Raw genomic sequence first — 23,268 nt, forward strand, 5'->3', positions numbered from 1 at the left:
ATCGCGCGCGGCCTGGCGTACAGGCTTGCCTTGCACGTCCCGCTGTCGCCGTACAGCGGGCGTTCGGCCCGGCTTGCAGGATCTGGCGGCATCCGCCTCCACGGCGCGATGCCGTTTCCCACCGGCGTCCATGCACCGGGGCGCGTGCTAGCTTCCCGCGTCCCGTTGCGAAGCCCCTATCCCGATGTCCGACGCATCCCAGACTCCGGCCACGATCCCGGCCACGACCCTGCCGCCCGAGACGCCTCCGGGGCGTCGTCGCTCGTTCCTCGACTGGATCGAGTTCATCGGCAACAAGCTGCCCGAGCCGGCGCTGCTGTTCGCGCTGCTCGCCGCCGTGGTCGTCGCGCTGTCGGCGATCGGCGCGGCGCTCGACTGGCAGGTCCAGCCGGTCAAGCCGACGGTGGTGATGGAGGCCGTGGTCGGCGCCGACGGCACCACGACGCAGGTCCCGAAGCTGGATGCGCGCGGTGCACCGATGGTGGACCTGGTGGAGACCGGCGCGCCGATCCGCCCGCAATCGCTGCTGACCGTCGACGGCATCTACTGGATGCTCTCGTCCGCGCTGCGCAATTTCGCGCAGATGCCGGCGCTGCCGCTGATCTTCACCGCGATGCTGGGCATTGGCCTGGCCGAGAAATTCGGTTTCTTCAGTGCGCTCATGCGCGCGCTCGCGCTGCTCACGCCGCGTCGCCTGCTGACTCCGGCGGTGGTGCTGGTCGGTGCGACCTCGTCGATCGCTTCCGACGCGGGCTACATCATCCTGCCGCCGCTCGCGGCCGCACTGTACCTCGCGATGGGCCGGCATCCGGTGGCCGGCATGGCGGCGGCGTTCTGCGGCGTCGCGGGCGGCTTCGGCGGCGGCTTCTTCCCCAACGGCAGCGACGGCGTGCTCACCGGCTTCGCGCAGGACGCGGCGCGGGTGATCGATCCGAACTACACGGTGTCGATCCTGCACAACTATTTCTTCAAGGTGGTTTCGGCCTTCACGGTGATGTGCGTCGGCTGGTTCGTGACCGACCGGATCGTCGAGCCGCGCCTGCGCCGGCAGCATCCCGACGACATGCAGGCCGGCGCCGACGGCACCGCGCAGCAGATGGCGCTGACGCCGCGCGAACGCCGCGCGCTCGGCGGCGCGTTGGTCGCGATGCTCGCCGGTGCGGCGGTGCTGGCGGCGCTGATCCTGGTGCCGGGCATGCCGCTGCACGGCGATGGCCAGCCGACCCTGCCCAACGGCCGCGTGCTGGTGCAGCAGGCGGTGACCCTGGTCCCGGCGGGCACGGAACTGGAGGAGGGCAGCACGGTGCTCGCCAGCGATCCGCTGCAGGTGGTCGCCGAGGGCGCGCCGCGCCTGGCCGAATCGCCGGGGCCGCGCTGGTCGCACGTGATCGTGCCGATGATCTTCCTGCTGTTCCTGCTGCCGGGCCTGGTGTTCGGCGTGATCAACGGCGCGCTGCGCAACCAGCAGGACCTGGCTGATGCGCTCAATCACGGCATCCGCAGCATCGTGCCGGTGCTGGTGATGCTGTTCTTCCTCGCCCAGTTCGTCGCCTACATGGGCTACAGCGGACTCGATCGCATGCTTGCCTATGCCGGCGGCAGCCTGCTGTTCGACGCCGACCTGCCGATCCCGCTGCTGGTCGTCGCCTTCGTCGCGGTGGTGGTGTTCGGCGATTTCGCGATGAGCGGCATGCTCAGCAAGTTCGGCGTGCTGGCGCCGATCTTCATCCCGATGTTCATGATCGTGGGCATCAGCCCGGAGCTGACCACGGCGGCCTACCGCATCGGCGACTCGGTGGTGAACATCGTCACCCCGCTCAACTCCTACCTGCTGATCATCCTCGCCGTGTTCCAGAAATACCGGCAGAGCGCGGGCCTGGGCACGCTCATCGCGCTGATGGTGCCGTATTCCATCGTGCTCGGCCTGGTGTGGACCGCGATGCTGGTGCTCTGGTACTTCACCGGCGCGCCGCTCGGCCCCGACAGCCCGCTGCTGTATCTGCCTCGCGGTTGAGTCGCGCGCACTTGCGATGCAAATGGATCCTGTTCGACACCGGGGGCCGGGAACTCTGCCGCCCCGGCGGCGGGCTGGACGGCGAAGGCGATGGGCGCTGCCCCGGCGCGCTGTCGCAGCGATGGGTGTCGATCACGCTGTGGTCGCTCGGCTGGGTCCGGTAGTGCCCCGTGCTGCCTGCAGATGGTGTCGTCCGCGATCCCGGCGGTGCACGCGGTAACATCGCGACACGGGTTTGTCCGGACGCACGCAGGGGCTTGGCATGAAACAGGGGTGGTGGGTCTTCTTGTTCGTTCTTCTGGTGACGTGGTCCCCCGAATCGTCGGCGCGCAAGGTGATGTATGCGATGCCGCCGGAGCCCGCGCTGTCCGAGAGCCTGCGCTTCTCGGTGGTCGAACCGACCCCTCCGCCGCCGCAGCCGGCCAAGCGCAGCGGTGGCCTTGCCTTGGTCGTGGTCGGACCCGGTCAATTCCTCGACGAACAGAGGCGGATCACCTACCGGCAGGAATTCGGTGGTGGTGGGTTGGCCGTCGGCCTGCTGTTCGGGCCGCTGGGCGCAGGCGCGAATGCTGCGGCCGTCCAGAACGCCAACGAAAAGGAGGCGGGGGCGCTGCGCGGCCGCTTTCCCTTCACCCCCCAGGCCTTGATGGCGAAGGCGCTGCAGGCGCGCGGCGAGGCGAGCGCAGGTGCGCAGGAGGCGCGGATCGTCCCGAGCCTGCATGTCACCCGCGACCAGGACGGGCGCTTGATCTTCTGGGCCATCGTCGACGTGAACATCGGTGCATGGAACAGTCGCTATTCGTCGCTGGTGCAGGGCCGTGTCCCGCTGCTCGACGTCGCGCAGGGCCTGCCTGCGGACGGCATGGCCAATCTCGAAGCGGCGATCCAGGCCGCGTATGCGCGCGCCCTCGACACGATCGCGGCGGATGTCGCCGGCACCTTGACCGGTTTCAAGCCCATGAAGGCCGAACTGCCCGCACTGTCGCCGAGGTTCCACAACACCGTGCGCTACGAGCACGCGCTGCTGCTGGAGGACCGGATGATCGTGCGCGGTTTCGCAGGTGCGATGCCCGCATCTCCGGGCGGGCTGGGCTTCATGGGGGTGCTGGTGATGCCGATCGATGCGGTGAAGCTGCGTTGAGCATGTCGACGCGCGTGAGCGCCACCGTCCAGTGGGTGCCGTTCGCGCTGGCCTTGCTGTCGTCTCCGGGCGTCGCCTGGGCCAGCGACTACACCGGGTTCGGCACGCTGCTGGTCGGTTATCCGTGTGCGGTCGTGCTGGTGCTGGTTAACCTGGTGTTCTCCGCCGTGCGCAAGCCCGGAACGATCGCGAAAAGCGCGCACATGCTGCTGTCGTCGCTCTGCCTGCTCGGCATCCTGATCGTGCTGCATGATGCCTTCGCGCTGATCGAGCGTGCCAGCGGCGACGCGGTGTTCTTCCTGTTGCTTGCGGGTGGCGGATTTTTCCTCTTCCTGCGCAACCTGGCGAAGCGACCGCCCGATCCGGACGCCCCCTGAATCCTGCGACGACTTGCCCGGTCTTTCGCCTGCGGAAATAATGTCGTCCACGGCACGCCAGGCGCGCCGGATCATTCCACAGGGGGAATCCACGATGAGATTGCGGACACTCGCGGCCGCCACATTGGCGTGCGCGCTGGCCGGTTGCGCCACCGGCTACCACAGCACGAGCAATCCGCTGCTCGGCTGGACCGGCGGCTACTGGGACCGGAAGGGCCCGGGCAGCACGATCAAGGTCGGCTTCGCCGGCAATGGCTTCATCAAGCCGGAAAAGGTCGGCATCTACCTGCTGTACCGCAGCGCGGAAGTGACCCAGCGCGAGGGCGGCACGCACTTCGTGCTGTATTCGTCGCTGTACGACGCCGTGGCCGATGTGCGCAGCACCGAACGCAAGGTCAGCAGCACCTTCGGCAAGCCCGCAACGCATGCCTACATCTGGGTCGTGCCCGAAGGCGAGCGCGATGCGATTCCGGCGGCCGCCATCCTCGAACGTTACGCCGCGGAAGTGAAGGGCGCCGAGGCCGCGCCCGCGACCGGCAAGGAGACTTCGCGATGAACACCCGTACCATGCGCATCGCGTTCGCCGGCTTCGTGCTGCTCGCCGGCTCCGGCTGCATGAGCGTGTACAAGCTCCCGGCCAACGCACCGTCCACCCTCATCGAAGTGCCGCGTGGCGTCACGTCGTGGATCTGCGCCGATACCGAACCGCAGTCGCTGCCCACCAAGGACGGCCGCGCGCGGATCCCGGTCGGCCAGCGCATCGTCATCGGCGCGAATTTCGCCTCCAGCGACGGCTACATGAACTACTACTGCTCGGCGAGCGCAAGTCTGGTGCCGACCCAGGACCACGAGTACCTGCAGGACTTCGAAACCGAGGGCAACCGCTGCTCGTCGCTGATCTACCGCAAGGCCCCGGAGGATACGCGCATCGGCCTGGCTTTCGAGCCGACGCTGAGCCCGGACAACAGCGCCTGCAGCTACCGGAAGAAGCGTTAGCGCCGACGGGTGAGATCCGGGTGAGAATGGTCGCGTTCCCGGGCCGGGCCACGAGACGCAATGCCATGCACCACGCCGAGCACTATCGCGCCATCTTCGATTTCATCGCCGGCATCGGCTTGCCGATCCGCGAGGCGACGCTGCCCGAGGGCACGTTCCTGCCCGGCCTTGAGCTGCGCGAGGGCGGAATCCTGGTCGATCCGGCGCGCCTGCAGTGGCCGGGCGACCTGCTGCACGAGGCCGGGCATCTGGCGGTGCTGCCGTCGCAGGTGCGGCACATCGCCGAGGAAGACCAGCCCAACGCCGCCGATGCGGCGCATGCCGGCGAAACCGAGGCGATGGCCTGGGCGTACGCCGCCGTGCTGGCGCTGGATATCCCGGTCGAGGTGCTGATCCACGACGGCGGCTATCACGGCCGTGCGCGCGACCTGCTGCAGATGTACGCGTTCGGCGTGTATCCGGGATTGCGCGGGCTCTGCGATGCGGGGCTGGCCGCCGCGCCGGGGTTCACGCCCGACTGCGGCGAGGTGCGCTACCCGCGCATGCTGAAGTGGTTGCGCGACTGAGGAGGCATGGATGCCTGGGACGTGATGTCCAGGGTCCGGGCGAGGCGTTCCCGCCCGGACGTGCAGCGATCAGCGATAGGTCGCGGTGGCGCGGCCGACCCACATGCCGCCGCAATAGGCTTCGAAGCTCCACGTGGTGGCGTAGTTCGAACGCCACCAGGCTTCCCAGCCGTTGCTCAGGCTCATCGTCTGCCACAGCGAGCCCTGCACGGCGTAGACGGTGACAGTGCCCGGCGAGACCGGCACGCCCCAGCCATTCTTGAACACGCCGACATGGACGTTGCTTCCGACGGCCACGGTGACCGATTGCGTCCAGGGAATGGACGTGTTCGGCTGGACGCGGACCTGTACCGAGGAATACGGACAAGTGGATTGCGCTTGCACCTGCGGAATGGCGCACATCAGCAGGATGGTGCTGAACAGCACTGCGATGATGCTTCTCATGAGACCTCCAGTCGTATGGATGGACTTCCTTCACGCGCTGGACCATGCCTGTCCATGCGCGGCCGGACGTGGGTCCGGCGCGCCGAGTCTATCCGCAGGATGCATGGCATCGCGTGACGGGCGCCACGAACGGATTCAGTCCGCCCCGCAGCTGCCGAGGAATTCGCTGATCGACGTGTCATCGAGTCCGGGCAACGCGTCCCAGCACGGCTCGCCTGCGCGGCACTGGGTCATGCGTGCCCAGTGGGTGACCTGCAGTCTGTCGCTGCCGGTGGCCATCTGCATCTGGAAGACCGGGCCGGTCTGATCCTCGATCACCTCGCCGATGCCCGTGGTGAGCGATGGCGAGCCACTGCTGCCGGTGGAAGTGAAGGTCAGGTAGACCCGCCCGTCCGGGGTGATCGAACCGATCAGGTACTGGCATTGCGGCGACTGGTCGTCCAGTTGCCCGACCACGGGACCGAAGACGTAGCCGTTCTCGAAGCGTTCGATGTGCCAGACCGTCTGGTCGCTGACCTGTGTGGCGCCGGCCGGATCGTTCGTTTGCCAGCGGTAGGCGGGCAGGCCGGCTTGCGGTACGTACCAGTAGGTACCGCCATCGGCGGCAAGCCAGGCCCAGCGCTGCGAAGGCGAGGGCGAAGCGGTGTCGCTGGCGGGCGCGGTGCCGGCCAGTCCGGCGAAGAGACAGACGGCCAGAACGAGGCTGCGTGAACGCGGGAATGCCATGTCGCGACTCCTTGCGAACGATGCGGTGCGGAGTCGCGAGTGTCGCGCAGGCCGCGGCGCTGCGCACCTCGCCGATCAGACAGCCTGGTCGGCGAGGTGGCGCGTCCGCTGCCGCGCGCTTACTTGACGCGTTCGACCTTGGCCCGGGTGTTGTAGCCCTTCACGCCCATGTACCAGACATTGCCGATCATCGCCGGCTTCAGCGTGACTTCGGGGGCCTGCAGGCGCACGCCGCCCAGCTCGGCGTCGTCGACCTGGCGCCAGACATGGCCGTTCTCCAGCGTGTATTCGCGGCCACGGCGGAATCCGCGGAATTCGCCCTGCAGGCGGCCGGTGATCGGCTCCATCGAGCCAAAGTGGAAAAAGCCCCGGTTCTCGTCCTCCACCTTCTTCTTCGCTTCGGTCGCGGCCTCGGTGGCGGCGGTGTCGATCTTGCGGCCGAGCCAGGTGTTGAGCTTCGCCAGCTCCTCGGCGGACAGCTTGTCCAGGCCGGCGGCCTTGAACTCCTCGGGCGTCATGTCCTGTTCGATGGGCTTGCGCGCCAGCGCATCGGGCGAGAACGCGAAGGCGGCGAGCAGGGCGAGCGGCAGCAGCGGGCGAAGCATGGACATCGGTCTGTTCCTCGGGGCGGGTCCTCGCTAGTGTAGGCATTCCCCCCGACGATTGAACACGCGTGTCCGCTCCCGTTCCGCCCCCGCCGGAAGCCTCGCTGGCCGCATTGATGGCCCTGCCGGCCGTGGCGGCGATGGCACCGGTCTGGCGCGAGGCGCTGGCCGAGGCTGCGCCGCCGGGCGATGCTCTGGTCGACGCCCTCCCGGCCGCGCTGCCCGACACCCTGGACGCCCTTGCGCGTCTGAACGCCGAAGGCGATGTCGTGCTGGCCGCGCTGCTGCACGACCTGCCGGACTGGCGGGCGCGGATCGAGCCGCAGCTGGCGAAGCGCTGGCCCACCGTGGCCACGCTGCTGGAAGGGCAGCGCGCCGCCGCGCAGGTCTGGACCCTGCATGCCGAGGCCGCTGGCGGACGCAATGCCGAGGGCCTGCGCCGGCTGCTGCTGGTGATGGTGAAGGACCTGCGCGTGGTGCCGGTGCTGCTGGCGCGGCAGCTCGCGCTGATGCGCGACGCCGGCCGCCGGCCCGAGGCCGAGCGTCGTGCGCTGGCCCGGCTGACCCGCGACATCCACGCGCCGCTGGCCAACCGGCTGGGCATCTGGCAGCTGAAGTGGGAGCTCGAAGACCTCGCGCTGCGCCACCTCGAACCCGACACCTACAAGCGCATCGCACGCTGGCTGGACGAGAAGCGCGGCGACCGCGAGCGCTACATCGAGCAGGTCAAGCGCGACCTCGGCGAGGCGATGCGCGCCCAGGGCATCGACGCCGAGATCGCCGGGCGGCCCAAGCACATCAACAGCATCTGGAAGAAGATGCAGAAGAAGGGCGTGCCGATCGGCGAACTCTACGACCTGCGCGCGGTGCGGGTGATGGTGAAGGACGTGCCGTCGTGCTATGCCGCGCTGGGCGCGGTGCACGCGCTGTGGACGCCCATTCCCAGCGAGTTCGACGACTACATCGCGCGGCCCAAGAGCAACGACTACCGTTCGCTGCACACCGCCGTGGTCGGCCCCGAGGGCAAGACCCTGGAAGTGCAGATCCGCACGCACGAGATGCACGCGCAGGCCGAACTGGGCGTCGCCGCGCACTGGCGCTACAAGGAAGGCCGCAGCGCGCCCGCCGATGCCGCCCTGGACCGCAAGATCGAGTGGATGCGCAGGCTGCTCGAAGGCCCGCGCGAAGACGCCGCCGAGCCTGGCGGCGATGGAGCGGGCGACGCCACCGGTCGCGACGAAGGCCTGCACGCCGCGTTCGACAGCGAACTGGTCGAGGACCGCATCTACACGCTCACGCCGCAGGGCGACGTGATCGACCTGCCGGTGGGGGCGACGCCGCTGGATTTCGCCTACCACGTGCACACGATGGTCGGCCATCGCTGCCGCGGCGCGAAGGTCGATGGTCGCATCGTGCCGCTGGATTACCGCCTGCAGAGCGGCCAGCGTGTCGAGATCCTGACGGCGAAGACCGCCGAGCCGCGCCGCGACTGGCTGGTCGCCGCGAACGGTTTCCTCGCCAGCGGCCGTTCGCGCGACAAGGTGCGCGCCTGGTTCCACAAGCTGGACCGCGCGCGCAACGTGCATGCAGGGAAGGACCTGCTCGACAAGGAACTGCGCCGGCTGTCGCTGCTGCATGCGGACCTCACGCCGGTGCTGGCGAAGTTCAACGCACCGGGCGTGGATGATCTCTACGTGATGGTCGCGCTGGGCGATGCCGGGCCGCACCAGGTCGGTCGCGCGCTGCTCGACCACGAGCGCAGCCGCCAGGAGGCCGCAGCGGCCCCGGCGGATGCCGCGCGCGGCGAACTGGCCCGGCCGCCGAAGGCGTTGGCGCCGCGCCCACCGCCGAGTTCCGCATTCACCGTGGTCGGCGTAGGCAACCTGCTGGTGCAGATCGCGCGCTGCTGCCAGCCGCTGCCGGGCGAGCCGATCGCCGGCTACCTGACCAAGGGACGCGGGGTCAGCGTGCATCGCGCCGATTGCGCCTCGTTCCAGCGCCTGTCGACCCAGCAGCCCGAGCGGGTGATGCCGGTGGAGTGGGGCCGCACCGGCGGCGGCTACGCCGTCGATGTCGCCGTGGACGCCGTCGACCGGCGCTGGCTGCTCAAGGACCTGACCAACCTCATCGCCCAGGACGACGCCCACGTGCTGTCGATGCAGAGCGACGGCTTGGCCGGCAACCGCGTGCGCCTGCGCCTGCGGCTGCGCGTGCGCGACCACGAACAGCTCGCGCGCCTGCTCGGGCGCATCGACAGCCTGCCCGGCGTGGAGGAGGTGCGACGGGCGTGACGAAAGCCGCGTGACCGAAGTATGGCATTTGTCATTCGCCTGTCATTTTCCGGCCCGACACTGCGATCAGTCCAAATAGAGAGTGCGCAGACTTCAACCAGAACCTCCAGACAGTCGCCGTTCCACCCGCCGAACCTCCCGGCGCGGCGAACATGGCCACAGGCATCCTCTTCATGCTGCTGCTGGTCGTCCTCTTCTTCGTGTTGCCCATCCTTGGAGAACGCTGGCGCCGTCGCCGGACCTTCCTCGAGACACGACGACGCATCATCGACACCTACGTGTTTCCGCCCGAGGTTCTCGACACCCTGCGCCGGACCTGGCCCGAACTCCGGGACTGGCAGATCGCCATGACGCAGCGGGCACTGCGCAGCTTCTTCATCGCCCATCTCTACGCCGGACCTGACAGGATCCTGGCCATGCCCTCGAAGGCCGCCGACGCGCTCTGGCACGCTTTCATCCTCGACACTCGCGCCTATCACGCCTTCTGCGAAGACGCCTTTGGTCGATACTTCCATCACCTTCCCGAATACCGCATGGCGGAGGGCCCTGCGTCGCGCTCCGCGTCGGCCATCGACACCCTGTGGCGATCGACCTGTGAACAGGCGGGCATCGACCCGGGCAAGGCCACGCGACTGCCGATCCTGTTCGAACTGGATCGGCTGCTGCGCCTTCCGGGCGCGTCACGCCACGATCCCGCCGCACTGAGCGGTAGCTACAGCGCGCGACGCGGCCGCTTCGACTTCGTGCTGGAGATCGACCTGTCGGGCTGCGGGGGCGATGGAGACGGCGGAGACGGCTGCGGCGGTGGCTGTGGTGGTGGCGATTGAATGCGCCAGCGGCGCATGCCGCGATCCAGGTTTCGACACACGACGATACAACGACAAGAGGGGAATGACGCATGGCAACGACAGTGATCGCACTTTCGAGCGCAGCAGCCCTGGGATGTGCGCTGCTGGCGGGCCGCTGGCATCTCCGCCAGAAGCAACGACGCCTGCGCCGGGATCGGGAGCAGTTCATCGAGAGCTATTCGTTTCCGTCGCACCTGGACGACGCACTGCGTCGGGAATATCCGATGCTCCGGCGCGAGCAACTGCCGCTGGTCCACCGCGCGGTGCGCAGTTACTTCGCCTGCTGGCTGCAGGCCGGCTATCGACCTGTGGCCATGCCCTCGCGTCTGGTCGATGCCTACTGGCATGCATTCATCCTCGACACGCGCGCGTATGCCGGGTTCTGCGCGACGGCCTTCGGCCGCTTCTTCCATCATGTTCCCGCCGCAGTAGCCTCGCACGCGGGCGACATGGGCGAGGCGATGCAGCGCACCTGGCGGCTCTGCTGCGCGCAGGAACTGATTCCGCTCGACGCACCGGCCGGCGTACCGCTGCTGTTCGAGATCGATGCGCGCATCGGCATCCCCGACGCGATGCGCCACGACATCGAATCGCTGCGCAAGGCGTCGACGGACGGCAGCGCCTGTTCGAGTGGTTGCGGTGGCGCCAGCGGTTGCAGCGGCGGTCGCAGCGACCACGACGGCCATGGCGACAGTGGCGGCAGCGATGGCGGCGACGGCGGCGGGGGTGGTTGCGGCGGCGACTGACGTCGCTTCCGGCTATGCTGCTGCGGTGAATCGCGACCTCCGCACCACGACCGCAGCGCGCCTCCGCAGGGCCCGATGGCCCTGGCTCCTGGCGGGCAGCGCGCTGCTGCTGGCGGTCGTGCTCGGCCTCATGCTGTCGACGCGCGGCCCCTGGAGCGAACGTCTCTGGCCCGAGGCCGAAGCCGAGACCTTGCGTCGGCAGGCGGATGCCGCGCTCGCGCGCGGACATCTCACCGCCGTCGACGGCAGCGGCGCGCGCGAACTCTACGAAGCGGCGATGGCGATCGACCCGGATCGCGCCGAATCGCGTGCAGGCTTGTCGCGTGTCGCCGAAGCCGCGCTGCGTCGTGCGGGCCGCGAGTTGGCGCAGGGCGATCTCGATGCGGCGGAACGCTCGCTGGCCCTCGCGCGGTCGCTGTCCGCACCGCGTGCAGGCACCGATGCACTGGCCGAGCAGTTGCGTCGCCGCAGACTGGCGGTGGCGGGCATCGACGCGATGCTGCGCGATGCCGCTGAAGCCAGCGCGCAAGGCCGGCTCGACGGCAACCCGCGTGCGGCGCTGCCGCTGTATCGGCGCATCCTCGAACTGCAGCCGGGACACCTGCAGGCGCTGGAAGGCCGCGAGGACGCGCTGTCGGCGCTGCTGGCGAAAGCCGGCGACGCGCTGCGCCGCGAGGATATGGCGACCGCTGCAGCACTGCTCGCCGCCGCGCGTGGCTACGACGCGGGTCATGGCGATGTGCCTGACATCGAGGAACAACGGGTGTGTGTCGCCGAAACCCTGCGTCGTCGCGGCGATCGCGCATTGCGCGATGGGCGGACCGACCGCGCCACCGATGCCTACCGGCGCTGGCGCGACAGCGGTGTGGATGTCGACGCGGCGGATCGGGCACTCGCCGAGGTCGCCGCGCTGCACCTGGCGCGGATGCGCGCAGCGCTGTCGGCCGGTCGCCTCGATCGCGCCCGCAACGAATTCGCGGCGGCGGCTGAATTGCCTGTCGAGCCCAATGCCCTGCGCGAAGCCCGCCTGCAACTGCGCCGCGCCGAGCGTGCGCGCGCGACCTTGGATCCGCTGACGCCGGCACAGCGCGCGCAGCGGCTGCGCACGCTGCTCGACGACGCGCAGCGCGCCGAAGCCGCAGGGTACTGGCTCACCCCGCCGGGCGAGAGCGCCTTCGACAAGCTTCGCGCCGCCCGCGCGCTCGCGCCGGATGACCCCGGCGTGCGCACCGCGACGACGAAGCTGCAGCGCCACGCTCGCACCTGTTTCGCAGACGAATTGCGCGACAACCGCCTGCAGCGCGCCCGCGTCTGCCTCGACGCCTGGGCCGCGCTCGACGGCGACCGCCGCGCCATCGCGCAGTCGCGCACCGCCCTCGCGCAACGCTGGATCGCCGTCGGCGAAGAACGCCTCGGCCGCGGCGAACTCCCCGCCGCCCGCGCCGCCCACGACACCGCCCGCGCACTCGACGCCTCCCTCGACGGACTGCAGGATTTCGACGCCCGCCTGCGCGCAGCGGAGGCGGTGGTGCGCTGAGCTGGCGCACGGAACCGCGCAGCAGATCTTCGATCCGCTCTACAAGGGCGTTACGGGTGTTTCAGGAACTTAGAAACACCCGCCGCACCGTGTCCCGTGCGGCATCCAGCGAGAAATGCGCGGCGACGCTGTGCAGGCCGTTGCGCGACAGCGTGGTCCACAGGGCTTCGTCGCGATACAGGCGCACCACGGCGTCGGCGAAGGCGTCGGGGGTGTCGCCGACGAGGACATCCTCACCGTCGCGCAGGTGCATGCCTTCGACGGCGCAGGCGGTGGCGACGACGGGCTGGCCGTGGGCCATGCTCAGGTTGACCTTGCCCTTGACGCCGGCGCCGTAGCGCAGCGGGGCTACGGCGATGCGGCAGCCGTCCATGTACGGGTCGATGTCGGCGACGTGGCCGTGGATGATCACGCCGGGCACGGCGGCGAGTGCCTGGATGTCCGGCGGCGTGTGGCTGCCGATGCAGTGGAACTGCAGGTCGGGCAGGCGTTCGCGGATGCGCGGGAAGGCCTCGCGGACGAACCACAGCACGGCGTCGACGTTGGGCGGATGGCGGAAGCCGCCGACGAACACGAGATCGTGGCGATCGGCGAACGGCTTGCCCGCGCCGGCGACGCGGTGCAGGTTCGAGAGGATGTCGACCGTTGCCGATGGCGCATCGGTGTGCAATAGGGTGCGTTCGACCTCGCTGACCACCAGGGTGGCGTCGCATTTCGCGATCACGCCCAGTTCCAGCGCGCGGGTGCGCTCGGCCGCGCGCGCCAGTGCGGCGTCGCCCGCGACCTCGGCGCCGCGTCGTTCGCGCAGGTAGTGCAGGTCGACGGTATCGAAGATCAACCGTGCCTGCGGCGCGTGCGCGCGGATCAGCGGAATGAATTCGCTGGCGACGTAGTGGCGGCTCACCATCACTGCATCGAAACGATGGCCGTGCTCGCGCAGCCAGGCCGGCGCGCGCGCAGCGAAGGGGGCGTGCCAGGTTTCGACGCCCATCCGCTGCAACTGCGTGGCGTAGGGTTCGACGCGATGCCGGTCGGCGGGCATGAACACCACGTGCGCGCCTTCCTCGCGCAGCAGGCGCATCAGGTTCACGAGACGCAGCGAACCGGAATCGTGGTCCGGGCGCGGCGTCTGTGCGTCGATGACCAGGATCTGCTTCTGACGCCGGTGCAGCAGGGAGGGCGTCGGCACTGTGTGTGCGGGCAGGTGCGCGGCGAGCGCGTCGGCGCGATGGGCGGCGAAGGTCTCGCGGTTGCGCACCTGGTAGGCCTTCATGCCGACGCTGGTGTCGGTGCCGGCGGTGCCGCCTTCGACGTGGATGACCCGCGATGCGGGTTGGTAGACCACGCGATGCCCGGCGGCGCGGACGGCGAAGGCGAGGTCGGTGTCTTCGTAATAGGCCGGCGCGTAGCGCGTATCGAAGCCGCCGAGTGCGGTGAACAGCGCGCTCGGGATCGCGATCGCCGCGCCGCTGGCGTAGTCGCAGTCGCGCAGGTAGGCGAAGCGTGGATCCTCGGGCGATTCGAACTTGCCGTAGTTCCAGCCGCTGCCGTCGGCGAAGACCACGCCGCCGGCTTCCTGCAGGCGGCCATCGGGGTAGAGCAGCTGCGCGCCGACCAGACCGGTGCCCGGTTCCTGGGCGAAGGTGTCAAGCAATGCCTCCAGCCAGCCCGGCTGCGGCACGGTGTCGTTGTTCAGGAAGACGAGATGCTCGCCGCGCGCCAGCGAGGCGCCATCGTTGCAGGCGGCGATGAAGCCGCCGTTCACGGTGCGGCGGTGGTAGCGCACGCCGTCGACGCGGGGCAGGGCGTCGCCGGTTTCGTCGCGGCTGCCGTCGTCGACCACGATCACCTCGAAAGGCGTGGCCGGCGGATGCGCCGCCAGCGCGCGGAGGCAGGCGAGGGTGTGGGCGAACTGGTTGTAGACCGGGACCACGAGGCTCGCGACCGGCGTGTCCGAGGTCGGTACGCTGAACGGGGCGAACGGCGCGGCCTCGGGCAGGTACAGCTGCGACGGTGGCAAGGGCGTGGCCCGGTGGAACTGCGCCCGGGTCCGGTCCCAGGTGGCGCGCCAGCCGCGCGCGCGCAGGCTGGTCCAGCCGCGCCGCAGCAGCCCGAGGCCGCGCAGGAACATGAACCGCAGGTCGGCGGGCGAAACGGGCATCCGGGTGGGGCTCCTGCGGGGCGGTGGCGTGGGTGACGATGGGCCCGGGTGGCCGTTGCCGGCACCCTGCTAGACTCGGTCGGCATTTTCGCATCATCGCTCAGCAAACAGCCGACTCCCGACCGAATGGCACGAAACGAAGACCTCGACGACGATCTCGACGACGACCTCCCCGAAGACGAGGACGACGACGCGGGCGCTGCACCCGGCTGGCGACGCCGGCTCCTGCGCTGGACGGCCGTGGTCGTCGCGGTGGGCCTGGGCTTCCTGATTCCCTACACGCTGTACCTGAACCACCAGGTCACGGTGCGCTTCGGCGAGTTGCGCTGGCAGCTGCCGACCCGCGTCTATGCCCGCCCGCTGGTACTCGCACCGGGCGTCGCGATGGACGCGCGCACGCTGAAGACCGAACTCGACGCCGCGTCCTACCGCGACGATGGCAAGGGCGAGAAGCCCGGCACCTACGGCAAGGACGGCAACCGTTGGCGCATCTCCAGCCGAGGCTATCTGGACGTGGATGGCCGCATCGGCCCCAGCAGGATCGAAGCGGTGGTCTCCGGCGGCCGGGTGCAGTCCGTGCGCGACCTGCAGCGGGGGCGCACGGTGAAGTCGGTGCGCCTCGACCCGGCGCGAATCGCCACGCTCTACGGCCAGAAGCAGGAAGAGCGCCGCCTGGTGCGGATCAGCGAAGTCCCGCCGATCCTCACCGACACCCTGCAGGCGGTGGAGGACCGTGATTTCGCGCGCCACCACGGCATCGACCCCAGCGGCATGGCCCGTGCCCTGTTCGTCACGGTGAAGACCGGTGGCGACGTGAAGCAGGGCGCCAGCACGCTGACCCAGCAGCTGGCGCGCTCGGGCCTGCTGGGCATCGGCAAGGAGCAGACCCTCAGCCGCAAGTTCAACGAAATCCTGTACGCGCTGATCATCGATGCCCGCTACGACAAGGGCGTGATCCTCGAGACGTACATGAACCAGGTCGACATCGGCCAGCGCGGTTCGCAGGCGATCCATGGCTTCGCCTCCGGCGCGGAGTTCTATTTCGGCCGTCAGATCGACGACCTCACCACCGAGCAGGTTGCGCTGCTGGTCGGCCTGGTGAAGGGCCCGTCCTGGTACAACCCGCGCCGCAACCCCGAGCGCGCGCTCGATCGCCGCAACCTCGTGCTGAAGAAGATGCTGGAGACCGGCATCATCGACCAGAAGGAATACGACCGCGCGGTGAAGACGCCGCTGGGCGTGACCGAAGTGCCGGGCAGCATGGTCGCGAACCGCTTCCCGGCCTACGTGGACCTGGTGCGCCGCCAGCTGGCGCGCGACTACTCCGAGGAGGAGCTGTCCGGCGCCGGACTGACCGTGATGACCGGCATGTCGCCCTCCGCGCAGGCCTACGCCGAGGGCGCGGTGACGCGCACGATGAAGGCGCTGGGCACGAATTCGAAGCGCCCGCCGCTGCAGGCCGGCGTGGTCGTCACCGACGTGCACACCGGCCAGGTGGTGGCGGTGATCGGCAGCCGCAGCTTCGAGGAGCATGGCTTCAATCGCGCGGTGCAGGCGCAGCGTCCGGTCGGCTCGCTGCTCAAGCCCTTCGTCTATCTGCTCGCGCTGGCACAGCCGGACAAGTATTCGCTGGCGACGGTGATCGACGATTCGCCGGTGAGCATCACCCTGGACAACGGCCGGCGCTGGAACCCCGGCAATTCCGACGGCCGCAGCCACGGCAGCGTGCGGATGATCGATGCGCTGGCGATGTCCTACAACCAGTCCACGGTCCGCGTGGGCATGGACGTGGGCACCGAGCGCCTGCGCGAGCTGCTGCGCACCGTGGCTGGCATCGACGCCGGCACCAATCCGTCGGTGATCCTCGGCTCGCTCGACCAGAGTCCGTACGCCATGGCGCAGCTCTACCAGTTCCTGGCGTCCGGCGGCGAGATCCAGCCGCTGCATGCGGTGCGCGGCGTGCTCGACGGCAACGGCAAGGCGCTGAACCGTTACGACGTGGCGCCCAAGCCCGCGCAGCCCGGCGATGCCGTGGCCGCGCGCCTGGTGACCTCGGCGCTGCAGCATGCGGTGACTTCGGGTACCGCGCGGCCGCTGCTCAGCGACGGCCTGGGCCGCCTGCAGCCGGCCGGCAAGACCGGGACGAGCAACGACAGCCGAGACAGCTGGTTCGCCGGCTGGACTGGCGATCACCTCGCGGTGGTCTGGGTCGGCAACGACCAGAACGCGCCGACCGGCCTGTACGGCGCCACTGGCGCGATGCGCGTGTGGTCCGGGCTGTTCTCGCGCCTGCCCACCGCGCCGCTGCAGGTCGGCGGCAAGGGCGTCGACTGGGTGTGGATTCGCGGCGACGGCCATGCGACCGATCCTGGCTGCCCCGATGCCCGCCGCATCGGCTTCGTCAGCGGCTTCGCGCCGGAATACCAGCCCTGCCTGCTCGCCGAGGAAGGTGAAGTCGAGCCGGGCACGGAAGGCGAGGAGCGCGGCTTCTGGAGCAAGCTGTTCGGCATCGGCGGCGACAAGGACGACAGCCCGCCGCCGCCCGACAACGCACCGAGCAATCCGCCCGCACCATGAGCCTCTCCTTGCGCCATCTTCCTGTCTTCCTCGCCGTTGCCTTGATCGCGAGTGCCTGCGGCACCGCGCCGCCGGTGCAACGCTGGGTCGGCCCGCCCCCCGAGGCCCTCGTCGCCGAGATCCGCATGGCCGGCAAGGCCGCGCCGGACGAACTCGACGTGCAGCCGCTGCGCGACCCGATGGTCGAGGACCTGCGCGTGCAGGCCGCCGCTGCCGAACGCGCGCAGCGCCATGCCGATGCCGCCGCCGCGCTCGACAAGGCGCTGTCGATCTCGCCCGACGATCCCGCGTTGCTCCAGGAGCGCGCCGAAGTCGCGGTGCTGCAGCAGGATCTCGCCCGGGCCGCGACCCTGGCCCGCCGTGCGTTCAACATCGGCGCGAAGGTCGGCCCGCTGTGCCGTCGCCACTGGGCGACGATCCGCCAGCGCATCGCCCTCGACCTGCGCCTGCTCGATGCCCAGGCGGCGGCCAAGCCGCTGAAGGGAGAGAAGCTCGACGCGTGGACGCAGGCGAAGACGCGACTGGCGCAGGAAGGCGCCGAGGCCGAGCAGGCGCAGGCCGCCTGCACGCTCACCGGTCCGCCGCGGTACTGATCGATGCATGACTTCGCTGAAGACGGCGTCCGCAGCGGCGACGATGCGGACGACCGCGATGCCGCATCCCCGCGTTCGGTGTTCGCGCGTGCCGCGCGCGATGCACTGCGTGAGGGCGGGGCGCTGGCCGAGGCGATCCCGGGCTTCGCGCCGCGCGCACCGCAGCAGCAGCTGTCGATGGCGATCGCCGAGACCGTCGAGGACCGCGCGGTGCTGCTCGCCGAGGCCGGCACCGGCACCGGCAAGACCTTCGCCTACCTCGTGCCGGCGCTGCTCTCGGGCCTGAAGACCATCGTCTCGACCGGCACGCGCGCGCTGCAGGACCAGCTCTACCACCGCGACCTGCCGCGCGTCCGCGATGCGCTGGGCAAGGGCGTGAAGACCGCGCTGCTCAAGGGCCGCGCGAACTACCTGTGCCGCTACCGGCTGGAAAAGAGCAAGGGCGAACCACGCTTCACGACGAAGGAGCAGATCACCCAGTTCCAGCGCATCGTGCAGTGGAGCGGGCGCACGCGGCTGGGCGATCTCGCCGAACTCGACGCGCTGCCCGAGGATTCGCCGCTGATCCCGATGGTCACTTCGACTACCGACAACTGTCTCGGCAGCGAATGCCCGTTCTGGGAAGAGTGCTTCGTCGTGCAGGCGCGCCAGCGCGCGCAGGCGGCGGATGTCGTGGTCGTGAATCATCACCTGCTGCTCGCCGATCTCGCGCTGAAGCAGGAAGGTTTCGGCGAAATCCTCCCGGGCGCGCAGGTGTTCGTGGTCGACGAGGCCCACCAGCTGCCCGAACTCGCCGCGCAGTTCTTCGGCGAAAGCCTGAGCGCGCGTCCGCTGGTCGAACTCGCGCGCGACGCGCAGGGCGAAGCCAAGTCCGTGACCGGCGCGCTGGCCGTGGTGCAGGCGCCGTCGCGGGATCTCGAAGAAGCGACGCGCGCGATGCGTGCCGCGATGGAAGGACTGCCGACGCGCGGCACGCGCTGGCGCGCGCTGCAGGAACCCGGCGTGTTCGAGGCGCTGTCCGCGCTCGACGACGCGCTGTGCACGTTCATCGATGCGGTCGCGCCGCTGCGCGAGGCCGCGCCCGGCTTCGACGCCTGCCATGCGCGGGCGGTCGAGCAGCGCGCACGCCTGCTGCGCTGGGCGCCGCCGGATTTCGCGCGTCGCCATCTCGATGCACAGGGCGACGAGGATGCAACTGGAACGAACGTCGCGCTGGATCTGCCGGCGACGCAGGTCGTTGAATCGACGCACGACGATGTCGCTCCGCATCTCGATGGCGACCTCGACACCGACACCGACGCCAAGAAACTCTGGGACGTGCGCTGGTACGAGCTGTCGCCGCGCGGTTTCCGCTTCCAGCGGACGCCGCTGGATGTCTCCGGCCCGCTGCGCGCGCACCGCGAGCAGTCGCGTGCGGCCTGGGTGTTCACCTCGGCGACCCTTGCGGTCGCCGGCGGTTTCGATCACATCAGTGAACGCCTCGGCCTCGATGCGCCGCGCACGCTGATCGCGCCCAGTCCGTTCGACTGGCCGCACCAGGCACTGTGCTACCTGCCGCCGCGCATGCCCGAGCCGAATTCGCGCGACTACACCGCGGCGGTCATCGATGTCGTGCGCCCCGTGCTCGAAGCCTCGAATGGCCGCGCCTTCGTCCTGTTCGCCTCGCACCGCGCCTTGCGCGAAGCCGCAGACCTGCTGCGCAGCGACAGCCCGTGGCCGCTGTTCGTGCAGGGCGACGCGCCGCGCTCGGTGCTGTTGCAGCGCTTCCGCGATTCCGGCAACGGCGTGCTGCTCGGCGCCGCCAGCTTCCGCGAAGGCGTGGACGTGGCCGGCGAGGCGCTCAGCGTGGTCGTGATCGACAAGCTGCCCTTCGCAGCGCCCGACGACCCGGTCTTCGAAGCGCGGCTCGACGCGATCCGTCGCGACGGCGGCAATCCCTTCCGCGACGAGCAGCTGCCGCAGGCGGTCATCGCGCTCAAGCAGGGCGTCGGTCGCCTGATCCGTACCGAAACAGACCGCGGCGTGCTGGTGCTGTGCGACCCGCGCCTGATCGGAAAATCCTACGGCCGCACCTTCCTCGACTCGCTGCCGCCGTTCGCGCGCACGCGCTCGCTCGACGACGTGCGCGCGTTCTTCGCACCGCCCGTCGATGCAACTGCGGGCGATCCGGACCTCGTGCAGACGCCGGCCCCGCCCGACCTACAATGACGCCATGAAGCTGCTCGCCTTCGAACTCTCCACCGAAGCCTGCTCCGTCGCCCTCTGGGTCGACGGCGACGTGCGCGAACGCCACGAGATCGCACCGCGCCGGCACGCCGAACTGGCCCTGCCGTGGGCGGATGCACTGCTCGCCGAGGCCGGGCTGGCGAAATCGCAGCTCGACGCCATCGCCGTCGGGCGCGGCCCCGGCGCCTTCACCGGTGTCCGCCTGGGCATTTCGATCGCGCAGGGCATCGCGTTGGCGCTGGACCTGCCGGCGCTGCCGGTGTCCACGCTCGCCGCGCTGGCCATGCGCAGCCTCTCCCTTCCGGCGCACAGCGGTGCCGGCCAGCGCGTCCTCGCCGCGATCGACGCACGCATGCAGGAGGTCTACGCCGCCTCTTACGTGTTCGACGCCGGCGACGACGGCCTGCTCGTGCCGCGTGCACTCGATGCCGAGCGCGTCCAGCCGCCGGATGCTGTGACGCCGCCGGACGACGGCGACGGCTGGCTGGGTGTCGGCACCGGTTTCGCCGCAAAGGCCGGCGCGCTGCGCGAGCGCCTCTGTGCGCGGCTGCATGCGGTCGACGCCGAAGCCCTGCCGCATGCCGGCGACGTGGCACGACTGGCCCACGTGGCCTGGCAGCGCGGCGAAGCGGTCGCCCCGGACCTGCTGGAACCGGCCTACCTGCGCAACAACGTCGCGCTGACCATCGCCGAGCAGCAGGCCCTGCGCGCGTCGCGGGCCTGAGTCGCGCGCCGTGGCATAGGCCATCGGTCACAGGAACTCGATGCGCCCGGTCCGGTCGATTCTTCATCACCTTCCGAGGACATCCCGATGACTGAAACCACCGCCGCCGCCCGGACCACGCCCTGGTGGCGCGGCGAATGGGCCTCGCTGGTCGCGATGCTGCTGCTCCTGACCTTGGCGCGCACCTCGTTCGCGAACCACTACCAGGTGCCCAGCGGCTCGATGGAGCCGAATCTGATGCCCGGCGACCGCGTCGTCGTGAACATGATGGCCTACGGCCTGCGCGTACCGTTCACCGACATCGAGCTCTACGATCGCGGCGAGCCCGTGCCCGGCGACATCGTCGTCTTCAAGTCGCCGGAGGACGGCACGCGGCTGATCAAGCGCGTGGTCGCCATCGGTGGCCAGGCGGTGGCGCTGCACGATGGTCGACTGTGGGTCGACGGCAAGGCCCTGTTCGATGCCGATGCGACGGATGTCGAGCACTTCGGCGATCGCGCGGTGATGCTGAACCTCGCGCACGGTGGTGGCCCGGACATCGACGGCCTCGTCATCCCCGAAGGCATGGCCCTGGTGCTCGGCGATCATCGCGGCAACAGCCAGGACGGCCGTTTCTTCGGCCTGGTGCCGATGAAATCGCTGTACGCGCGCGCCGAAGCCGTCTACTACCGCAGCGGCGAAGGCTTCGGCTGGACGCGACTGTAATCCCGATCCTGTAGAGCGGAGCTTGCTCCGCTCAGGCCTTTCCGGGAGAAGCGAGCGGAGCAAGCTCCGCTCTACGGGACGGCCCCGTTTCTGTCGCTCGAATCACTCGTCGATCAGCTCGCCGCCCGGCAGGAATTGCCAGGTGCGCACGACGTTGAGGATGTCCGGATCTTCCTTGGTCTTCGGCAGGGGCGGGTAGGGCTCGGCCAGTTTCGCGATGCGCAGCGCCGATTCGTCGAGCAGCGGGATGCCGCTGGACTGCACGATATCCGCGCGCTCCACAGAGCCGTTGCGGCGGATGCCGACGTTGATGACCACGGTGCCGGCGAGTTTCCGGCGCCGGGCTTCGTCGGGATAGTTGAGATTGCCGACGCGCTCGGCGCGATCGACCCAGGCGCGCAGGTAATTCGCCCAGGCGTATTCCTGCGTGCTCGCCGAGACGAACTTGCGCGTCGGTCGCTTCGCGTAGCGGGAGGAGCGCAGGTGGATCTCGGCCGCCAGCCGGGCCATCGCCATGTCGTGCTCGATCTTCTGCTCGCCGTCGCGCTGCGTGGTGGGTGTCGAACGCCGGTCGCGACTTGGCGTGGGCAGCCGGACCTCGCTGTTCGGACTGCTGATCACCCGCGCTTCCGGCGGCGGCTGCGGCGCCGGCGACTGCGCGCGCACCGTCTGCGGCGCCGCCCCGGCCTCGATCTGCGGCACGGTGCCCGGCTGCGGGTCGCGCGGACGGCTGGCCTTGTCGTGGTCGCCGCCGCCCTGGTTGCTCGCCTGTGCCAGGAAGTCGGCCTGCTTCGGGGTCAGCGGGCTGCGGGTCTGGGTCAGCATCACGTCCAGCATCGGCACCACTGGGGCAGCACGCTCCAGCGCGAAGCCCAGGCCCAGGATCAGCAGGCCGTGGACCAGCACGGACAGGACCAGGGTGGCCCCAAGGCGTTCGTTCTCACCGATGACCGGCGCGGCGGGCAGGGGGACGGCGCTCATCGCGTCAGGCGTCCGCCTCCAGGGCGTCGAACAGCTGGCCGGCGATGTTCAGGCCGAACTGCTTGTCCAGCTCGCGGATGCAGGTCGGGCTGGTCACGTTGACCTCGGTCAGGTAGTCGCCGATCACGTCCAGGCCGACGAAGCGCATGCCGCGCCGCTTCATTTCAGGGCCGACCTGGGCGGCGATCCAGCGGTCGCGCTCGGTCAGCGGGCGGCCTTCGCCGCGTCCGCCGGCGGCCAGGTTGCCGCGGAACTCGTCGCCCTGCGGGATCCGCGCCAGGCAGTAGTCCACCGGGACGCCGTCGATCAGCAGGATGCGCTTGTCGCCGGACACGATCTCCGGGATGTAGCGCTGGGCCATGGCCAGATGCTGGTCCCCGGCGGTCAGGGTCTCCAGGATCACGTTCAGGTTCGGGTCGCCGGCCCGGGCGCGGAAGATCGAGCGACCGCCCATGCCGTCCAGCGTCTTGAGCACGGCATCGCCGTGTTCCGCAACGAACTTCTTGATTTCACTGGAATTCCTGCTGACGATCGTGGACGGGCAGCAGTGCGGGAACTCGAGCGCGGTCAGCTTCTCGTTGTGGTCGCGGAGGCCGCGCGGGTCGTTCACGACCAGGGCGCCGGCCTGCTGGGCGAAGCTGAGGATGTGGGTGTCGTGGAGGAAGTCGGCGTCGACCGGCGGATCCTTGCGCATCAGGATCAGGTCGGCCGCTCCCAGCGCACGTTGTGACTTGGGTCCGATTTCGAACCAGCCCGACGGATCGTCGCGGACGGTCAGCGGCGCGACCTCGGCGACCGCGGCACCGCCGCTCATCGCCAGCCCGCCCGGTGTGACGTAAAAGAGTCGATACTGACGCTGCTGGGCTTCCAGCAACATCGCAAATGTGGAGTCCTTCGCAATTTTGATCGATGCGATCGGATCCATGACCACGACCACATCGCGCGCAAGCTTCGTCATTCCGCCTTCTCTCCGCCCTTCGAACGGGTGGATGGTAACAAGTCGATGCCAC

21 protein-coding genes are annotated in these 23,268 nt (G+C 69.6%); 15 read left to right on the forward strand and 6 right to left on the reverse strand.

Features of this window, described 5'->3' with window-relative positions; genetic code table 11:
* Positions 1-184 precede the first annotated feature (184 nt).
* The 6 genes from ACFQ0E_RS10180 to ACFQ0E_RS10205 all read left to right on the forward strand — a co-directional run bounded on the left by ACFQ0E_RS10180 (position 185) and on the right by ACFQ0E_RS10205 (position 5,094).
* Positions 185-2,014: an AbgT family transporter gene (locus ACFQ0E_RS10180; protein WP_386823541.1), complete on the forward strand. Its 1,830-nt coding sequence runs from the start codon at positions 185-187 to the stop codon at positions 2,012-2,014.
* 262 nt (positions 2,015-2,276) lie between these two features.
* The gene (locus tag ACFQ0E_RS10185; protein WP_386823542.1) at positions 2,277-3,155 is read left to right on the forward strand and encodes a hypothetical protein; all 879 of its coding nucleotides are present in this window, start codon (positions 2,277-2,279) and stop codon (positions 3,153-3,155) included.
* Positions 3,156-3,169: 14 nt separating this feature from the next.
* Positions 3,170-3,532: a hypothetical protein gene (locus tag ACFQ0E_RS10190; protein WP_386823543.1), complete on the forward strand. Its 363-nt coding sequence runs from the start codon at positions 3,170-3,172 to the stop codon at positions 3,530-3,532.
* 94 nt (positions 3,533-3,626) lie between these two features.
* Complete coding sequence (locus ACFQ0E_RS10195; protein WP_386823544.1) at positions 3,627-4,088, forward strand: CC0125/CC1285 family lipoprotein; 462 nt, start codon at positions 3,627-3,629, stop codon at positions 4,086-4,088.
* Entirely contained in the window at positions 4,085-4,528 is a 444-nt protein-coding gene (locus tag ACFQ0E_RS10200; RefSeq protein WP_386823545.1) for a hypothetical protein, read from the forward strand. The genes ACFQ0E_RS10195 and ACFQ0E_RS10200 overlap by 4 nt, the downstream gene beginning before the upstream one ends.
* Before the next feature lie 65 nt (positions 4,529-4,593).
* Positions 4,594-5,094, forward strand: coding sequence for a hypothetical protein (locus tag ACFQ0E_RS10205; protein WP_386823546.1), 501 nt, complete (start codon positions 4,594-4,596; stop codon positions 5,092-5,094).
* Positions 5,095-5,163: 69 nt separating this feature from the next.
* Here the strand turns inward: ACFQ0E_RS10205 and ACFQ0E_RS10210 are convergent, their stop codons facing one another.
* The 3 genes from ACFQ0E_RS10210 to ACFQ0E_RS10220 form a co-directional block, all read right to left on the reverse strand.
* Complete coding sequence (locus tag ACFQ0E_RS10210; RefSeq protein ID WP_386823547.1) at positions 5,164-5,538, reverse strand: hypothetical protein; 375 nt, start codon at positions 5,536-5,538, stop codon at positions 5,164-5,166.
* 135 nt (positions 5,539-5,673) lie between these two features.
* Positions 5,674-6,264 (reverse strand): hypothetical protein, encoded by a 591-nt coding sequence (locus ACFQ0E_RS10215; protein ID WP_386823548.1) that lies wholly within the window; start codon positions 6,262-6,264, stop codon positions 5,674-5,676.
* A gap of 119 nt (positions 6,265-6,383) precedes the next feature.
* On the reverse strand, positions 6,384-6,875 hold the full coding sequence (locus ACFQ0E_RS10220) for a hypothetical protein (RefSeq protein WP_386823549.1): 492 nt from the start codon (positions 6,873-6,875) through the stop codon (positions 6,384-6,386).
* 110 nt (positions 6,876-6,985) lie between these two features.
* Here ACFQ0E_RS10220 and ACFQ0E_RS10225 point away from each other — a divergent pair, with 110 nt between their 5' ends.
* From ACFQ0E_RS10225 to ACFQ0E_RS10240, 4 genes are all read left to right on the forward strand, one after another.
* Positions 6,986-9,160, forward strand: a complete 2,175-nt coding sequence (locus tag ACFQ0E_RS10225; RefSeq protein WP_386824102.1) for a RelA/SpoT family protein — start codon at positions 6,986-6,988, stop codon at positions 9,158-9,160.
* Positions 9,161-9,333: 173 nt separating this feature from the next.
* Complete coding sequence (locus tag ACFQ0E_RS10230) at positions 9,334-9,987, forward strand: glycine-rich domain-containing protein (protein WP_386823550.1); 654 nt, start codon at positions 9,334-9,336, stop codon at positions 9,985-9,987.
* 71 nt (positions 9,988-10,058) lie between these two features.
* Entirely contained in the window at positions 10,059-10,754 is a 696-nt protein-coding gene (locus ACFQ0E_RS10235) for a glycine-rich domain-containing protein (RefSeq protein WP_386823551.1), read from the forward strand.
* Positions 10,755-10,779: 25 nt separating this feature from the next.
* Entirely contained in the window at positions 10,780-12,291 is a 1,512-nt protein-coding gene (locus ACFQ0E_RS10240) for a hypothetical protein (protein WP_386823552.1), read from the forward strand.
* A 61-nt stretch (positions 12,292-12,352) separates the two neighbouring features.
* Here ACFQ0E_RS10240 and ACFQ0E_RS10245 read toward each other — a convergent pair whose 3' ends face one another.
* A complete protein-coding gene (locus tag ACFQ0E_RS10245) occupies positions 12,353-14,452 on the reverse strand; it encodes a glycosyltransferase (RefSeq protein WP_386823553.1) in 2,100 nt (699 codons plus the stop codon).
* A 126-nt stretch (positions 14,453-14,578) separates the two neighbouring features.
* Between ACFQ0E_RS10245 and mrcB the strand changes: the two genes are divergently transcribed.
* The 5 genes from mrcB to lepB all read left to right on the forward strand — a co-directional run bounded on the left by mrcB (position 14,579) and on the right by lepB (position 21,277).
* Positions 14,579-17,029, forward strand: coding sequence for a penicillin-binding protein 1B (gene mrcB / locus ACFQ0E_RS10250; protein WP_386823554.1), 2,451 nt, complete (start codon positions 14,579-14,581; stop codon positions 17,027-17,029).
* A complete protein-coding gene (locus ACFQ0E_RS10255; RefSeq protein WP_386823555.1) occupies positions 17,026-17,622 on the forward strand; it encodes a hypothetical protein in 597 nt (198 codons plus the stop codon). Before mrcB ends, ACFQ0E_RS10255 begins: the two co-directional genes overlap by 4 nt.
* 3 nt (positions 17,623-17,625) lie before the next feature.
* Entirely contained in the window at positions 17,626-19,830 is a 2,205-nt protein-coding gene (locus ACFQ0E_RS10260) for an ATP-dependent DNA helicase (RefSeq protein WP_386823556.1), read from the forward strand.
* A 4-nt stretch (positions 19,831-19,834) separates the two neighbouring features.
* Positions 19,835-20,572, forward strand: a complete 738-nt coding sequence (tsaB, locus tag ACFQ0E_RS10265; RefSeq protein WP_386823557.1) for a tRNA (adenosine(37)-N6)-threonylcarbamoyltransferase complex dimerization subunit type 1 TsaB — start codon at positions 19,835-19,837, stop codon at positions 20,570-20,572.
* Between the two features lie 87 nt (positions 20,573-20,659).
* Entirely contained in the window at positions 20,660-21,277 is a 618-nt protein-coding gene (lepB, locus tag ACFQ0E_RS10270) for a signal peptidase I (RefSeq protein ID WP_386823558.1), read from the forward strand.
* A gap of 102 nt (positions 21,278-21,379) precedes the next feature.
* On the opposite strand, the gene ACFQ0E_RS10275 is transcribed toward lepB, so the two are convergent.
* Complete coding sequence (locus ACFQ0E_RS10275) at positions 21,380-22,258, reverse strand: energy transducer TonB (protein ID WP_386823559.1); 879 nt, start codon at positions 22,256-22,258, stop codon at positions 21,380-21,382.
* 4 nt (positions 22,259-22,262) lie between these two features.
* Complete coding sequence (gshB, locus tag ACFQ0E_RS10280) at positions 22,263-23,216, reverse strand: glutathione synthase (RefSeq protein ID WP_386823560.1); 954 nt, start codon at positions 23,214-23,216, stop codon at positions 22,263-22,265.
* Positions 23,217-23,268 lie beyond the last annotated feature (52 nt).

Source organism: Lysobacter brunescens (assembly GCF_042677005.1).
GTDB classification, from domain to species: domain Bacteria; phylum Pseudomonadota; class Gammaproteobacteria; order Xanthomonadales; family Xanthomonadaceae; genus Lysobacter_I; species Lysobacter_I brunescens.

Excerpts from the sequence above, each read along its gene's own strand:
- ACFQ0E_RS10180 (WP_386823541.1), top strand. The coding sequence starts at position 185 with ATGTCCGACGCATCCCAGACTCCGGCCACGATCCCGGCCACGACCCTG.
- ACFQ0E_RS10185 (WP_386823542.1), top strand. The coding sequence starts at position 2,277 with ATGAAACAGGGGTGGTGGGTCTTCTTGTTCGTTCTTCTGGTGACGTGG.
- ACFQ0E_RS10195 (WP_386823544.1), top strand. The coding sequence starts at position 3,627 with ATGAGATTGCGGACACTCGCGGCCGCCACATTGGCGTGCGCGCTGGCC.
- ACFQ0E_RS10200 (WP_386823545.1), top strand. The coding sequence starts at position 4,085 with ATGAACACCCGTACCATGCGCATCGCGTTCGCCGGCTTCGTGCTGCTC.
- ACFQ0E_RS10205 (WP_386823546.1), top strand. The coding sequence starts at position 4,594 with ATGCACCACGCCGAGCACTATCGCGCCATCTTCGATTTCATCGCCGGC.
- ACFQ0E_RS10210 (WP_386823547.1), bottom strand. The coding sequence starts at position 5,538 with ATGAGAAGCATCATCGCAGTGCTGTTCAGCACCATCCTGCTGATGTGC.
- ACFQ0E_RS10215 (WP_386823548.1), bottom strand. The coding sequence starts at position 6,264 with ATGGCATTCCCGCGTTCACGCAGCCTCGTTCTGGCCGTCTGTCTCTTC.
- ACFQ0E_RS10220 (WP_386823549.1), bottom strand. The coding sequence starts at position 6,875 with ATGTCCATGCTTCGCCCGCTGCTGCCGCTCGCCCTGCTCGCCGCCTTC.
- ACFQ0E_RS10225 (WP_386824102.1), top strand. The coding sequence starts at position 6,986 with ATGGCCCTGCCGGCCGTGGCGGCGATGGCACCGGTCTGGCGCGAGGCG.
- ACFQ0E_RS10230 (WP_386823550.1), top strand. The coding sequence starts at position 9,334 with ATGCTGCTGCTGGTCGTCCTCTTCTTCGTGTTGCCCATCCTTGGAGAA.
- ACFQ0E_RS10235 (WP_386823551.1), top strand. The coding sequence starts at position 10,059 with ATGGCAACGACAGTGATCGCACTTTCGAGCGCAGCAGCCCTGGGATGT.
- ACFQ0E_RS10245 (WP_386823553.1), bottom strand. The coding sequence starts at position 14,452 with ATGCCCGTTTCGCCCGCCGACCTGCGGTTCATGTTCCTGCGCGGCCTC.
- mrcB (WP_386823554.1), top strand. The coding sequence starts at position 14,579 with ATGGCACGAAACGAAGACCTCGACGACGATCTCGACGACGACCTCCCC.
- ACFQ0E_RS10255 (WP_386823555.1), top strand. The coding sequence starts at position 17,026 with ATGAGCCTCTCCTTGCGCCATCTTCCTGTCTTCCTCGCCGTTGCCTTG.
- ACFQ0E_RS10260 (WP_386823556.1), top strand. The coding sequence starts at position 17,626 with ATGCATGACTTCGCTGAAGACGGCGTCCGCAGCGGCGACGATGCGGAC.
- tsaB (WP_386823557.1), top strand. The coding sequence starts at position 19,835 with ATGAAGCTGCTCGCCTTCGAACTCTCCACCGAAGCCTGCTCCGTCGCC.
- lepB (WP_386823558.1), top strand. The coding sequence starts at position 20,660 with ATGACTGAAACCACCGCCGCCGCCCGGACCACGCCCTGGTGGCGCGGC.
- ACFQ0E_RS10275 (WP_386823559.1), bottom strand. The coding sequence starts at position 22,258 with ATGAGCGCCGTCCCCCTGCCCGCCGCGCCGGTCATCGGTGAGAACGAA.
- gshB (WP_386823560.1), bottom strand. The coding sequence starts at position 23,216 with ATGACGAAGCTTGCGCGCGATGTGGTCGTGGTCATGGATCCGATCGCA.